Origin of the sequence: Flavobacterium johnsoniae, assembly GCF_030388325.1 — a bacterium.
Lineage (GTDB): Bacteria > Bacteroidota > Bacteroidia > Flavobacteriales > Flavobacteriaceae > Flavobacterium > Flavobacterium johnsoniae_C.
Window position 1 is genome coordinate 1,739,426 of sequence record NZ_CP103794.1, and the last position, 15,617, is coordinate 1,755,042.

A 15,617-nucleotide genomic window follows, 5' to 3' on the forward strand; every position below is an offset into this window, starting at 1 on the left:
TAAAAAGGTTATATGTCTGAAGAGAGAGTAATAAGAATAAACAAGGTTTTAAGGGAATTAAATATTTCGTTAGAAAGAGCTGTAGATTATCTAAAAGATAAAGGAATTGCTATTGATGCAAATCCAAATGCAAAAATTTCTGATAGTGAATTTAATATCCTTCAAAGCCAATTTGCGGGCGATAAGGGGAATAAAGAGGCTTCTAAAGAGGTTGGAGAAGAGAAAAGAAAAGAAAAAGAAGCATTACGTGTAGAACGTGAGAAAGAGATTGAAGACAAACGCAGACAAGAAGAAGAGCGTCAAAAACAGCAAGAAATAATCAAAGCGAGAGCGGTTGTTTCGGGACCTGTGCAAGTTGGAAAAATTGACTTAAATCCAAAAAAACCTGCGATTACTCCTTCTGAAGAAACAGTTAAGGCTGAAGAACCAAAAGCTGTTGTTGCACCTGTGCAGCCAGAGAAACCTGTTCAAAATGAAACGGTGAAGTCGGAACCGGTGGTAACTCCAGTTCCAGAAGCCAAAAAAGAAGAACCTGTTATTACTGAGAAAAAAGAAGCTAAAGTTGAATCTTCTAAAGTAGCACAAGAACCGATTGTGTCTACTGATCCAACAACTTCGGAAGAAACGATTACAACGCAATATCAAAAACTTTCTGGAACTACTCTTACTGGACAGACAATTGATTTGTCTCAATTTAATAAGCCTAAGAAAAAGAAAGAAGATCCTAAAGCGGCTCAAAACAATAAGCCTGGAACTCCTGGAGTAGGCGGTAATAACGCAAATAAAAATAAGCGTAAAAGAATAGCTCCAAAACCAGGTACGCCTGGAGCGCCAAAACCTGTTGGGGGTAATAACGCGCCGGGAACGCCAAATCCAAATAAAATTACGCCAAATAATAATGGTGGAGGCTTTAATGCAAACAGAAGCCAGAGACCAGGTTTTGTAAAAGGAAACCGTCCTGCAATTGTTGCTAAAGTTGAGCCGACAGAAGAAGAAGTAAAAAACCAAATTAGAGAAACTCTTGAGAAACTTCAAGGGAAAGGAGGTAAATCTAAAGCGGCTAAATATAGAAGAGATAAAAGAGAAACACACCGTCAGAAATCTGATGATGAGCAAAGAGCTCTTGATGAAGGAAGTAAAACTATTAAAGTTACAGAATTCGTTACAGTTGGTGAAATTGCTATTATGATGGATGTGCCGATTACTAAAGTAATTGGAACTTGTATGTCTCTTGGAATCATGGTTACCATGAACCAACGTTTAGATGCTGAAACGTTAACGATTGTGGCAGATGAGTTTGGTTATGAAGTTGAATTTATCACAGTTGATATCGAAGAAGCTATTGAAGTAGTTGAAGATAGAGAAGAAGATTTAGTAACTAGAGCGCCGATTGTTACTGTAATGGGTCACGTCGATCACGGTAAAACATCTTTACTGGATTATATTCGTAAAGAAAATGTTATCGCTGGTGAGTCTGGAGGTATTACACAGCACATTGGAGCTTATGGTGTAACTTTAGATAATGGTCAAAAAATTGCATTCTTAGATACACCAGGTCACGAGGCGTTTACCGCGATGCGTGCACGTGGAGCTCAAGTTACGGATATTGCTATTATTGTTGTTGCGGCGGATGATGATATCATGCCACAAACGAAAGAAGCAATTTCTCACGCACAAGCTGCGGGAGTGCCAATTATATTTGCAATCAATAAAATTGATAAACCAAACGCAAATGTTGATAAAATTAAAGAGCGTTTGGCTGGTATGAATTTACTTGTTGAGGATTGGGGTGGAAAAATTCAATCGCATGATATTTCTGCAAAAGTCGGAACAGGAGTAAAAGAATTGTTAGAGAAAGTTTTATTGGAAGCTGAAATCTTAGATTTAAAAGCAAATCCAAATAAAGCGGCTCAAGGAACAGTTGTTGAAGCTTTCCTTGATAAAGGAAAAGGATATGTTTCTACAATTTTAGTTCAACAAGGGACATTGAAAATTGGTGATTACATGTTGGCTGGAAAACACCATGGAAAAGTTAAAGCAATGCATGATGAAAGAGGACATACAGTTTTATCTGCAGGTCCTTCAACTCCAGTATCGGTTTTAGGTTTAGATGGGGCTGCAACAGCTGGTGATAAATTCAATGTTTTTGAAGATGAAAAAGAGGCTAAACAAATTGCTTCTAAGCGTTCTCAATTAATGCGTGAACAATCAGTTCGTACACAAAGACATATTACTCTTGATGAGATTGGTCGTCGTATTGCTCTTGGACAGTTTAAAGAATTGAACGTAATTCTTAAAGGAGACGTTGATGGATCTGTTGAAGCATTATCAGATTCGTTCTCTAAACTTTCTACTGAAGAAGTTCAAATTAATATCATCCATAAAGGAGTTGGTGCAATTACAGAAACCGATGTTAACTTGGCTTCTGCATCAGATGCAATCATTATCGGATTTAACGTTCGTCCTGCAGGAAATGCTAGACAACTTGCTGATAAAGAAGAAATCGATATTCGTTACTATTCTATTATCTATGCAGCTATCGATGATTTGAAAGATGCAATGGAAGGAATGTTAGCGCCAGAAATGAAAGAAGAAGTTTTAGGTAATGCAGAAATTCGTGAGATTTTCAAAATTTCTAAAGTGGGTTCAATTGCTGGATGTATGGTTACAGATGGTAAAATCTTAAGAACTTCTAAGATCAGAGTTATTAGAGACGGAGTGGTAGTTCATACAGGTGAACTTGTGGCTTTAAAACGTTTCAAAGACGATGTTAAAGAGGTAACGAAAGGTTACGATTGCGGTATTCAAATTAAAGGATTTAATGATATTGAAATTAATGATGTTATTGAAGCATACCACGAAGTAGCAATTAAAAAGAAATTGAAATAATATTCAATAAGCATATAAAAAGAGTCTCAGTGAAAATTGAGACTCTTTTTTTTGTTAAAGAATTTGTTTTGAGTGATTACTTTGGACTTTTAATTCTATTTTTGATATAACTAAATTAATATAAGATGAAATTAGGAATATATTCAGTTGTTTTGCTTTTAAGTTTTTCTTCTTTTTGTTTTGGTCAAGAAGATGTAGAAAAACCTGCTCCGCCTAAAGGAGATGCTTTGGTGGGAGATTACTATGGGACGGATGTTTCGGCATCTTCGGTAGGTAATGCTATTTCGGTTAGTGAGCTAGATGATAAGTTGAAAAAAGATGATAAGATTGAAAATGTCATTGTAAAAGGAGAGGTGACAGGTGTGTGTCCAAAAAGAGGCTGTTGGGTAAGTATTAAGACGGAAGATGGTTCTTCTTTCTTTGTTAAGATGAAAGATTATGCTTTTTTTGTGCCTACTGCTGCGAAAGGAAAAAATGTTGTTTTAGAGGGTGTAGCGGAGAAAAAAGTTACTTCTGTCGAGGAATTAAAGCATTATGCAAAAGATGCTAAAAAAACAAAAGCAGAAATTGATGCGATCAAAGCGTCAAAGGAGGAAATACGATTTATGGCAAGTGGTATAAAAGTTGTGAATTGATCACTTTTGGCTATGTTTAAAATAAAAAAAGCGGGATAATTTCCCGCTTTTTTTATTTTAGAATATTTTATCTTCCTGGTTTAAGTAGGAAAACAGTTTTGTATCTTTTTTTAATTTCGGCTAAATTTCTTTCTGCTTCAATTCGAGTTTTGAAATTACCTACAATTACCTTGTAGTTTGGTGTGTTAAAAATTATTGTCCCATCGATATTAGAATTTTCTCGTTTAAAATCTGAAAGTGTTTTCTTGGCTTCGTCGCTTTTGCCGCTAAAGATTTGAATTCTGTAAGTATCGTTTGTATTTATTGACGTGTTAATTTTACGCTTCTCATTTAACAATTGCTCAAATTTGGTGTCTTGGTTCAATGTTAAATTTTGGTCTTGTGCGTTAATATTGTGTGAGAAAGCAATCGTTGTAATTGCTAATAACATTTTTTTTGAAGGACTTAAAATTCTCATAATGTGATGGTTTTTATGCAAAAATACTATTTAAAGTTTGAGTGTAAAATTTTAATATTATTTAGAATTGATATAAATTGATATTTAAGGGTATTTTAAGGTTTTGAGAATAGTTCATAAGTCGTATTTTTGTGCAAGTTTTAAAAGAGGGTGTGTGTTTTTACTGCTTTAGTACAGAAAAAATCATACCAAAAATTAGTAGACAATTATTTATACTATATGAAAAAGGTGGGTAACCATAATTCGATCTCAAGAAAATTGCTGTTTGGCTTATCGCTGACGTTAATTTTCTCCCTAACTTCATTTGCTCAAGATGCTGCTGCTCCGGCGGCGCCTGAAGCTGCGGCTGCTGCTCCAGCTGCGGGAGGCGGTGATCCAGTAAAAGGGAAGGAACTTTTTAATGCAAATTGCGCTGCATGTCACAAATTAGATGCTAAATCAACAGGTCCTGCTTTAAGGGGTGTTGCTGCTAAGCATGATATGGCTTGGATTTACAAGTGGGTGCATAACAGTTCTGACATGATTAAGTCAGGTGATCCTGTTGCTGTTAAACTTTTTGAGGAAAATAACAAATCTGTTATGACTTCTTTTCCTCAATTGTCTGAAGGTGATATTGATAATATTATCGCTTATACTTCTGAAGTTAAAAAAGATCCAGTTCCAGCTGCTGGTACAGCTGCAACTCCTCCTGGTACTAATGTTGAAGGTGGCGGAATTTCAAACAATATTATTTTAGGAGCTCTTGCTCTGGTAATGGCTATCTTAGTTGTGATGTTGTTCATGGTGAACAAGGTTTTAACTAAGGTTGCAAATAAGAATGGTATTGAGGTTGCTCCTAAAGAGGCTAGAACTCCAATCTGGAAAGCTTTCGTTAAAAATCAATTTTTGGTTTTAGTAACTTCTATCTTTTTGCTTTTGGCAAGTGGTTATTTTGTTTACGGTTACTTAATGCAAGTAGGTGTAGATCAGAATTATGAGCCAATTCAGCCAATTCATTATTCTCACAAAATTCACGCTGGTGATAACGAAATCAATTGTAAATATTGTCACTCTGCTGCACGTGTAAGTAAAACAGCTGGTATTCCTTCTTTAAATGTTTGTATGAACTGTCATAAAAATATTTCTGAAGTTGCTGAAACAACTGCTACTCCTGAGTACAGCAAAGCTTTTTACGATGCGCAGATTCAAAAATTATATGATGCTGTTGGATGGGATAAAGCAAAACAAGCTTACACTGGAAAAACGCAGCCTGTTAAATGGGTTCGTATTCATAACCTTCCTGATTTTGTTTACTTCAATCACTCACAGCACGTTTCTGTTGCTGGAATTGAATGTCAAACTTGTCACGGACCAGTTCAGGAATTTGAGATCATGAAGCAATACTCTAAATTAACAATGGGATGGTGTGTTGATTGCCATAGAAAAACTGATGTTAAGATGGAAGGTAACGCTTACTATGACAAAATTCATGCTGAGCTTTCTAAAAAATACGGTGTAGAGAAATTAACTGCAGCGCAAATGGGAGGTTTAGAATGTGGTAAATGCCACTATTAATCGATTTATTAAGATTTTAATATATATATACAATGTCATCAAACAAAAAATACTGGAAAAGTGTTGAAGAGCTAGAAAATAGCTCTATTGTTGAGGCGCTTAGAAATAACGAATTTGTTGAAGAAATTCCTACTGATGAGTTTTTAGGTAATGCTGATGCTTTATCTACATCAGGAACTTCACGTCGTGACTTTTTAAAGTACGTAGGGTTTAGTACTGCAGCTGTTACTTTGGCTGCTTGCGAAGGTCCAGTTCACAAGTCTATCCCTTATGTTTTACAACCAGAACAAATCATTCCTGGTGTTGCGGATTATTATGCAACTACTGTTTTTGATGGTTTTGATTTTGCTAACCTTTTGGTTAAAACTCGTGAGGGTCGTCCAATTAAAATTGAAAACAATACAATTGCTGGTGCTAAATTTGCAGCGAATGCAAGAATTCATGCTTCTATTTTAGGATTGTATGATAGTGGTCGTTTAAAAGAGCCTAAAGTAGATGGTAAAAATTCTACTTGGTCAGCAGTTGATTTAAAAATTAAATCAAGCTTAGCTGATGCAAAAGCTAAAGGAGGACAAGTTGTATTATTGACTAATACTTTAGCTAGTCCATCTACAGAAAAGTTAATTGCTGAATTTATTGCTAAAAATCCAAATGCAAAACATGTGGTTTATGATGCAGTTTCTTCATCAGAAGCTTTAGATGCTTTTGAATCAGTTTATGGTCAAAGAGCTTTAGTTGATTACGATTTTTCGAAAGCTTCATTAATCGTATCTGTTGGTGCTGATTTCTTAGGAGACTGGCAAGGTGGTGGATATGATTCTGGATATGCAAAAGGCCGTATTCCTCAAAATGGAAAAATGTCTCGTCATTTTCAGTTTGAATCAAACATGACATTGTCTGGAGCGGCTGCTGATAAGCGTGTTCCGATGACTAGTGCTGTTCAAAAACAGGCTTTAGTTCAAATTTATAATATTATTACAGGTGCTTCTGTTCCTGTTGCTTTAGACGGAAACGTTAAGGCTGAAGTAGTAAAAGCTGCACAACAGCTTAAAGCTGCTGGATCAAAAGGAGTTTTAGTATCTGGAATTGAAGATAAAAATGCTCAATTATTAGTTTTAGCTATCAATCAAGTATTAGCTAGCGAAGCTTTTAGTACTGCAGGAGCAAGACAAATTAGAAAAGGTTCTAATGCTGTTGTTTCGCAGTTGATTAAAGATTTGAATGCAGGAAGTGTTCATACTTTAATTATGAGTGGTGTTAATCCGGTTTATACATTAGCTGATTCTGCTGCTTTTGTTTCTGGATTGAAAAAAGTTAAAACTTCTGTTGTTTTTGCATTAAAAGAAGATGAGACTGCATCAATTGTAAATGTTGCAGCTCCAGCTCCTCATTATTTAGAGTCTTGGGGTGATGTTGAAATTACAAGCGGAACTTATAGTTTAACTCAACCAACTATCCGTCCTATTTTCAATACAAAACAATTTCAAGATGTTTTATTGTCATTAAATGGTGCTGCTGGTACTTTTTATGATTACTTAAAAGCTAACTCAGGAATATTTACTGCAGGTTCTTCTTGGAATAAAGTTTTGCATGATGGTGTAGCTGTTGTAGGATCTACAGCATTATCTGGAGGAGCTATTGATGCTGCTTCTGCTGCAAATGCTGTTGCTAAATCTAAATCAGCTGGAGAGTATGAGTTAGTGTTATACACTAAAACAGGTTTAGGAGACGGACAACATGCAAACAATCCTTGGTTGCAAGAGTTTCCAGATCCAATTACAAGAGTTTCTTGGGATAACTATGTTACAGTTTCTAATGCAGATGCTAAAAAACTTGGTTTGTCAAACGAAATTGTTGCAAACGGAGGTTTAAATGGTAGTTATGCTACTATTACTGTTGACGGAGTTAAATTAGAAAATGTACCGGTTATCGTTCAGCCAGGTCAAGCGGTTGGTACTGTTGGTCTAGCTCTCGGATATGGACGTAAAGCTTCTCTAAAAGAAGAAATGCAAGTAGGTTTAAATGCTTACGCTTTATATAAAGGATTTAATGGAGTACAATCTGTATCTATAGTAAAGGCTGGAGGAGAACATGAATTTGCTTGTGTTCAAGGTCAGAAAACATTAATGGGTAGAGGAGATATCATTAAAGAAACTACTTTAGAAGTATTTAATACTAAAGATGCAGAACATTGGAATGAAAAGCCAATGGTATCTTTAGATCACCAAGAAGTTGAGGCAACAACTGTTGACTTATGGGAATCCTTTGATCGTACTACGGGTCACCACTTCAACTTATCAATTGACTTAAATGCTTGTACTGGATGTGGTGCTTGTGTTATTGCTTGTCATGCTGAAAACAACGTTCCAGTTGTAGGTAAAGCTGAAGTTAGAAGAAGCCGTGATATGCACTGGTTGCGCATCGATAGATACTATTCTTCTGAAAGTACATTTGAAGGTGATAATGAAAGAAAAGAAGGAATCGCTGGTTTATCAAGTTCATTATCTACATTTAATGAAATGGAAAAACCTGGAGATAATCCACAGGTAGCATTCCAACCAGTAATGTGTCAGCACTGTAACCACGCACCTTGTGAAACAGTTTGTCCTGTTGCTGCTACATCTCATGGTCGTCAAGGTCAAAACCATATGGCATACAACAGATGTGTTGGTACTCGTTACTGTGCAAATAACTGTCCTTATAAAGTACGTCGTTTTAACTGGTTCTTGTATAACAAAAACAGCGAATTCGATTATCATATGAATGACGATTTAGGTCGTATGGTGTTAAACCCAGACGTAAACGTTCGTTCTCGTGGAGTTATGGAAAAATGTTCTTTCTGTATCCAAAGTACTCAAGCTGTAATTCTTCAAGCAAAACGTGAAGGTAGAGTAGTGGCAAAAGATGAGTTCAACAATGCTTGTGCTTGTTCTGCTGCTTGTTCTTCTGGAGCTATGGTTTTTGGAGATGTTAATGATAAAGAAAGTGAAGTTGCTAAACTTGCTGAAAGCGAAAGAGCTTATCACTTATTAGAGCATGTGGGTACAAAACCAAATGTTTTCTATCATGTAAAAGTTAGAAATACTTAGAAAAATTATTAATTAAGAAACAATATAAAGGATTATGTCGTCTCATTACGAAGCACCCATTAGAAAACCTTTAGTTATAGGTGATAAATCATATCACGATGTAACTGTAGATGTGGCAGCGCCTGTTGAAGGACCTGCAAATAAACAATGGTGGATTGTATTTACAATCGCATTAGTAGCCTTCCTTTGGGGGTTAGGTTGTATAATTTACACCGTATCTACCGGTATCGGAACATGGGGATTAAATAAAACAGTTGGTTGGGCTTGGGATATCACTAACTTCGTTTGGTGGGTAGGTATTGGTCACGCCGGAACATTAATTTCTGCGGTATTATTACTTTTCCGTCAACGTTGGAGAATGGCTATTAACCGTTCTGCAGAAGCAATGACTATCTTCTCGGTAGTTCAAGCGGGGCTATTTCCAATCATTCACATGGGACGTCCATGGTTAGCATACTGGGTATTGCCTATTCCAAACCAGTTTGGATCTCTTTGGGTAAACTTTAACTCACCATTACTTTGGGACGTATTTGCGATTTCAACGTATCTTTCAGTATCATTAGTTTTCTGGTGGACTGGTTTATTACCTGACTTTGCAATGCTTCGTGATAGAGCTATAACTCCATTTAACAAAAGAGTTTATTCTATTTTAAGTTTTGGATGGAGCGGTAGAGCAAAAGACTGGCAGCGTTTTGAAGAGGTGTCTTTAGTGTTAGCTGGTTTAGCGACTCCACTTGTACTTTCTGTACACACAATTGTATCTATGGACTTTGCTACTTCTGTAATTCCTGGATGGCATACAACAATTTTCCCTCCATACTTCGTTGCTGGAGCGGTTTTCTCTGGATTCGCGATGGTAAATACATTGTTGATTGTTATGAGAAAAGTTTCTAATCTTGAAGCATACATTACGTTACAGCATATTGAGTTAATGAATATCATTATCATGATTACTGGATCTATTGTTGGTGTAGCTTACATTACTGAGCTGTTCGTAGCTTGGTATTCAGGAGTAGAGTATGAGCAATATGCATTTTTAAACAGAGCTACTGGACCTTACTGGTGGGCATATTGGTCGATGATGACATGTAATGTGTTCTCTCCTCAGTTCATGTGGTTCAAAAAATTAAGAACAAGTATCATGTTCTCATTCATTATTTCGATTGTTGTAAACATCGGTATGTGGTTCGAAAGATTTGTAATTATTGTTACTTCTTTACATAGAGATTACCTTCCATCTTCGTGGACAATGTTCTCACCAACATTTGTTGATATTGGAATTTTCATTGGAACAATTGGTTTCTTCTTCGTATTGTTTTTATTGTATTCAAGAACTTTCCCTGTAATTGCTCAGGCAGAGGTTAAAACAATTTTGAAAGGAACAGGAGATAATTATATTAGAGAAAGAGCAAACAGTAAAGATTCACATCATGAGTAATAAAGTTATATACGCCATTTATAATGACGATGACGTTTTGATGGATGCAGTAAAGAAAACTAGAGCTGCTCATCATCATATTGAGGAGGTTTTTACTCCATTCCCAGTTCACGGATTGGATAAAGCAATGGGATTAGCACCAACAAGATTAGCAATATGTGCTTTTTTATATGGATGTGTTGGTATCTCTGTTGCAACAACAATGATGTCTTATATCATGATTCATGATTGGCCTCAAGATATTGGAGGTAAACCAAGTTTTAGTTTTATTCAAAACATGCCTTCATTCGTGCCAATTATGTTTGAGATGACTGTATTTTTTGCAGCTCACTTAATGGTAATTACTTTTTACATGAGAAGTAGATTATGGCCATTTAAAGAAGCAGAAAATCCAGATGTAAGAACAACGGATGATCACTTCTTAATGGAAGTTTCAGTAAATGATAACGAGACAGAATTGGTTTCTTTTTTCGAAGCAACTGGTGCTGTTGAAGTTAAAGTAATAGAAAAGAATTAATTGTAGCTATGAAAAGGATATATAAAATAACACTTTTAGTTGGTATAACTATTTTAGTTTCTTCTTGCCACAATAATTCGGCACCGAACTATCAGTATTTTCCAAATATGTATGAGTCTGTTGCTTATGAGCCATACACAGAAGCAAAAATATTTAAAGGAGGAAAAGAAGGACAGCTTCCTGTTGCAGGAACTATTAATAGAGGTTTTGAGCCTTACGAATATGAAAATTCAACTGCTGGTTACGAATTAGCAAAAGCTAATTTAAAATCTCCTTTGGATTCTATTGAGAGAAATTCTGGAAAAGGAAAAGAACTTTTCGAAATTTACTGTATCAGCTGTCATGGTGCAACTGGTAACGGTAAAGGTAAATTGGTTGAAAGAGAAAAATTTCTTGGGGTACCTAGCTATAAAGACAGAGAAATCACTGAGGGAAGTATCTTTCACGTTGAGACTTATGGTTTGAATGCAATGGGTTCACATGCAAATCAATTAAGTGCTCACGAACGTTGGTTAGTTGCTGACTATGTTCTGAAACTAAAAAGCCAATTATAATTGTTGAACAAACTGATCGTAATAGATATGTATACATTTTCAAGTAAATTAAAAACTTTTTCTATCATCTTAATGGCCGTTGGTTTATTAGGAATTGGGTATGGTTTTTTAAGTGCACCAAAAGATATTCAAGAAGTTGAAAAAATACTAGCTGCAGATGAACATGGTTCTCATGGTGCTGCACATGAAGAAAAAGCGGAGGCATCTCACAAAGAAGCAGGTCATCATGAGGCTGCTGAAGCATCACATGATTCTCACAAAGTTGCTGAGCATGCTGAAGTTTCTGGTGCAAATGAGCACGAAAAACATTTAGAGCATGTACTGCACCAATTACAAAATAAACCTTGGTCTGCAGTTTATGTTGCTTGTATTTTCTTTTTACTGCTTTCTATGGGAGTTTTAGCTTTTTACGCTATTCAACAAGTTGCTCAGGCAGGTTGGTCTCCAGTTTTGTTTAGAGTTATGCAAGGTATTACAGCTTACTTGCCAGCTGGTTCTGTAATTTTCTTTATACTTTTAGTATTATGTGGATTACATTTTAATCATATTTTCGTTTGGTTAGGTGAAGGTGTAACAGATCCTAAGAGTCCAAACTACGATGCTATTATTGCAGGTAAGTCAGGGTATTTGAACTTTCCTTTTTGGATTGCAAGAGCTTTCATCTTTTTATTAGGATGGAATATTTACCGTCATATTTCTAGAAAAAACTGTTTAGCACAAGATGAAGCAAATGATGATCTTTACTACAAAAAGAATTTCAAAGCTTCTGCTGGATTTTTAGTTTTCTTTATCGTTTCTGAGTCTATTATGTCTTGGGATTGGATTATGTCTTTTGATCCACACTGGTTCAGTACGTTATTTGGATGGTATGTATTCGCCTCTTTCTTTGTAAGTGGTATTACTACTATTGCTTTGGTAACTATATATTTAAAATCAAAAGGATATTTAGAGTATGTAAATACAAGTCATATTCACGATTTAGCTAAATTTATGTTTGGTATTAGTGTTTTCTGGACTTATTTATGGTTCTCTCAATTTATGCTAATCTGGTATGCTAACATTCCAGAAGAGGTTACTTATTTTGTAACAAGAATTCAATTGTATAATTTGCCTTTCTTTGGAGCGGTTGTTATGAATTTTGTTTTCCCATTATTAATATTAATCAATACTGACTTTAAACGTCTTAGCTGGGTTATTGTTATGGCGGGTGTTGTAATATTATTAGGCCATTATGTTGATTTCTTTAATATGATTATGCCTGGTACAGTTGGAGACAAATGGTTTATTGGAGTTCCTGAAATTGCATCGATTCTTTTCTTCTTAGGGTTGTTTATATTTGTTGTATTTACTGCATTAACTAAATCTCCTTTGCTAGCAAAAAGAAATCCTTTCATCGAAGAAAGTAAACATTTTCATTATTAATATTTAAAGAAATAAACAGATGACAAGTTTGTTGGTAATTATAGTTGTAGTTTTATTAGCAGTTGCATTATGGCAATTGACCAAGATATTTGATCTTACTCAAGTAGGAGCATCTTCGGACGATTCTCAAGTTGCATCGGATAATGATAATAATATTCAAGGATATGTTATGTTTGGCTTCTTGGCATTCATATATATATTTACTATTTATGGTTTGCTAAAATGGGGTGGTTTAGCGCTTCATACTCCTGCTTCTGAGCATGGACTTTTAGTAGATAATTTAATGAATATTACTTGGGTTTTAATTTTTGTAGTTCAATTTATTACTCAAGGTCTACTATATTGGTTTTCTTTTAAAAATAGAGGAAATAAAGATAAAAAAGCATTGTTTTTTGCAGATAGTAATAAGTTAGAAGCAATTTGGAGTATTATTCCTTCAGTAGTTTTAGCATGTTTAATTCTTTATGGATTATATGCTTGGAATAATATTATGTTTGTTGATAAAGATGAGGATGTTATTGAAATTGAACTATATGCTCAGCAATTTAAATGGACTGCAAGATATGCAGGTGCAGATAATACTTTAGGTAAAGCAAACGTAAGATTAATTGAGGGTGTAAATACTTTAGGAGTTGATATGTCTGATAAAAACTCTCAAGATGATATTGTAGTTTCTGAATTACATATTCCTAAAGGAAAAAAAGTTCACTTTAAAATGCGTTCTCAAGACGTTTTACACTCAGCATATTTTCCTCACTTTAGAGCACAAATGAACTGTGTTCCTGGTATGGTTACTGAATTTGCTTTCGTTCCAACTTACACTACAGCAGAGTATAGAGAATTACCATTTATGGTTGAAAAAGTTGCGCACATCAATAAACTTAGAGCTGAAAAAAGCGTTGAGTTAGTTGCAAAAGGTGGTACAGCTTTAGATCCTTACACATTTGATTACTTGTTATTATGTAATAAAATCTGTGGAGCTTCTCATTACAATATGCAAATGAAAGTTGTTGTTGATACTCCAGAAGACTATAAAAAATGGTTAAGTGAGAAAACAACTTTAGCTCAAGATATTAAAGCGGCAGCTGCTGCTGAGAAACCAGCTGAAGGAACTGCACCAGCTACAGATAGTGCTGCAAAAGTAATCGATACTGTTAAGGCAGTTGTTGATACAGTAAAAGCTGCAGTAGCTAAAGTTGCAATGAAATAATATTATTTAGAAAATTTAAAGTACACATATATGTCAGCAGAAGCGCACGATCACGATCACGGACACGATCACGAGCACGAACATCATCATAAAGATACGTTCATTACTAAATATATTTTTAGTATTGATCATAAAATGATTGCTAAGCAATACTTGATTACTGGTATTATTATGGGGATCATTGGTATCGCAATGTCTTTGCTTTTCAGAATGCAATTAGCGTGGCCAGAAGAGTCTTTTAAGATATTTAATGTTTTATTAGGAGATAAATTTGCACCTGATGGTGTAATGGCAAATGATATTTATTTAGCTTTAGTTACAATCCACGGTACCATCATGGTATTCTTTGTACTGACAGCGGGTTTGAGCGGAACTTTTAGTAATTTACTTATTCCACTTCAAATTGGAGCAAGAGACATGGCTTCAGGATTTATGAATATGATTTCATACTGGTTATTTTTCTTATCAGCAGTTATCATGTTATGTTCTTTATTTGTTGAGTCAGGACCAGCTTCTGCGGGATGGACAATTTATCCTCCTTTAAGTGCATTACCACAAGCAATTCCAGGATCTGGAACAGGTATGACTTTATGGTTGGTTTCAATGGCAATTTTCATCGCATCTTCTTTGATGGGATCTTTAAATTACATTGTTACAGTAATCAATTTAAGAACTAAAGGAATGTCTATGACTAGACTTCCATTAACTATCTGGACATTTTTTGTAACAGCTATTATTGGTGTTATTTCATTCCCAGTATTATTATCTGCAGCTTTATTATTAATTTTCGACAGAAGTTTTGGTACTTCATTCTTCTTGTCTGATATCTATATTGCTGGAGAGGTTTTACATTACCAAGGTGGTTCTCCTGTATTGTTTGAGCACTTATTCTGGTTCTTAGGTCACCCTGAGGTTTATATCGTAATCTTACCAGCGATGGGTCTTGTTTCTGAAATTATGGCTACGAATGCTCGTAAACCAATTTTCGGATATAGAGCGATGATTATGTCTGTTCTTGCAATTGCATTCTTATCAACTATCGTTTGGGGTCACCACATGTTTATCTCTGGTATGAATCCTTTCTTAGGATCTGTATTTACATTTACAACTTTATTGATTGCAATTCCATCTGCTGTAAAAGCATTTAACTGGATTACAACTTTATGGAAAGGTAACTTACAATTCAACCCTGCAATGTTATTCTCTATCGGAATGGTTTCTACTTTCATTACTGGAGGTTTAACAGGAATCATTTTAGGAGATAGTACTTTAGATATTAACGTTCACGATACTTACTTCGTAATTGCTCACTTTCACTTAGTAATGGGTATTTCTGCACTTTATGGAATGTTTGCTGGTATTTACCACTGGTTCCCTAAAATGTACGGAAGAATGTTAAACAAAAATTTAGGTTATATTCACTTCTGGATTACAGCAGTTTGTGCTTATGGAGTTTTCTTCCCAATGCACTTTATCGGATTAGCTGGTTTACCAAGACGTTACTATACAAATACTAACTTCCCATTATTTGATGATTTGCAAAATGTGAATGTTTTAATTACAACATTTGCTCTTGTAGGAGGTGCATTCCAATTAGTATTCTTATACAACTTCTTTAGTAGTATTTTCTACGGTAAAAAAGCAATTCAGAATCCATGGAAATCTACAACTTTGGAGTGGACTACTCCAGTTGAACATATCCACGGAAACTGGCCAGGAGAAATTCCTCATGTATATCGTTGGCCGTATGACTACAGTAACCCAAATCATGATGTAGATTTTGTCCCTCAAAATGTACCTATGAAAGAAGGTGAAGAAGTTTTACACCACTAAAATATTTTCAAAGAGACCG

11 protein-coding genes are annotated in these 15,617 nt (G+C 35.2%); 10 read left to right on the forward strand and 1 reads right to left on the reverse strand.

All coding sequences use genetic code 11. The features are described 5' to 3' along the window. Positions 1-12 precede the first annotated feature (12 nt). Positions 13-2,889, forward strand: a complete 2,877-nt coding sequence (gene infB / locus NYQ10_RS07695) for a translation initiation factor IF-2 (RefSeq protein WP_289879711.1) — start codon at positions 13-15, stop codon at positions 2,887-2,889. A 125-nt stretch (positions 2,890-3,014) separates the two neighbouring features. Beyond that, positions 3,015-3,524 carry a DUF4920 domain-containing protein gene (locus NYQ10_RS07700; RefSeq protein WP_289879713.1) on the forward strand — a complete coding sequence of 170 codons (510 nt, stop codon included), beginning with the start codon at positions 3,015-3,017 and terminating at the stop codon, positions 3,522-3,524. A 67-nt stretch (positions 3,525-3,591) separates the two neighbouring features. On the opposite strand, the gene NYQ10_RS07705 is transcribed toward NYQ10_RS07700, so the two are convergent. Continuing rightward, a complete protein-coding gene (locus NYQ10_RS07705) occupies positions 3,592-3,981 on the reverse strand; it encodes an SPOR domain-containing protein (RefSeq protein WP_289879714.1) in 390 nt (129 codons plus the stop codon). 219 nt (positions 3,982-4,200) lie between these two features. On the opposite strand from NYQ10_RS07705, the gene NYQ10_RS07710 reads away from it, so the two are divergent. Genes NYQ10_RS07710 through NYQ10_RS07745 form a run of 8 tightly spaced genes read left to right on the forward strand, consistent with a single transcriptional unit; the run spans position 4,201 to position 15,598 of the window. Continuing rightward, positions 4,201-5,535 carry a c-type cytochrome gene (locus tag NYQ10_RS07710; RefSeq protein WP_289879717.1) on the forward strand — a complete coding sequence of 445 codons (1,335 nt, stop codon included), beginning with the start codon at positions 4,201-4,203 and terminating at the stop codon, positions 5,533-5,535. A 32-nt stretch (positions 5,536-5,567) separates the two neighbouring features. Continuing rightward, positions 5,568-8,624 carry a TAT-variant-translocated molybdopterin oxidoreductase gene (locus NYQ10_RS07715; protein WP_289879720.1) on the forward strand — a complete coding sequence of 1,019 codons (3,057 nt, stop codon included), beginning with the start codon at positions 5,568-5,570 and terminating at the stop codon, positions 8,622-8,624. 34 nt (positions 8,625-8,658) lie between these two features. Further along, on the forward strand, positions 8,659-10,062 hold the full coding sequence (nrfD, locus tag NYQ10_RS07720; RefSeq protein ID WP_109191792.1) for an NrfD/PsrC family molybdoenzyme membrane anchor subunit: 1,404 nt from the start codon (positions 8,659-8,661) through the stop codon (positions 10,060-10,062). Continuing rightward, entirely contained in the window at positions 10,055-10,579 is a 525-nt protein-coding gene (locus NYQ10_RS07725; RefSeq protein ID WP_229354752.1) for a DUF3341 domain-containing protein, read from the forward strand. Before nrfD ends, NYQ10_RS07725 begins: the two co-directional genes overlap by 8 nt. A gap of 8 nt (positions 10,580-10,587) precedes the next feature. Continuing rightward, a complete protein-coding gene (locus NYQ10_RS07730; RefSeq protein ID WP_057117453.1) occupies positions 10,588-11,133 on the forward strand; it encodes a c-type cytochrome in 546 nt (181 codons plus the stop codon). A gap of 27 nt (positions 11,134-11,160) precedes the next feature. Next, entirely contained in the window at positions 11,161-12,555 is a 1,395-nt protein-coding gene (locus NYQ10_RS07735) for a quinol:cytochrome C oxidoreductase (protein ID WP_289879722.1), read from the forward strand. Positions 12,556-12,574: 19 nt separating this feature from the next. Continuing rightward, positions 12,575-13,765, forward strand: coding sequence for a cytochrome c oxidase subunit II (locus tag NYQ10_RS07740; protein ID WP_289879724.1), 1,191 nt, complete (start codon positions 12,575-12,577; stop codon positions 13,763-13,765). 30 nt (positions 13,766-13,795) lie between these two features. Next, positions 13,796-15,598 carry a cytochrome c oxidase subunit I gene (locus NYQ10_RS07745; RefSeq protein ID WP_289879725.1) on the forward strand — a complete coding sequence of 601 codons (1,803 nt, stop codon included), beginning with the start codon at positions 13,796-13,798 and terminating at the stop codon, positions 15,596-15,598. The last annotated feature ends 19 nt before the right edge of the window (positions 15,599-15,617 follow it).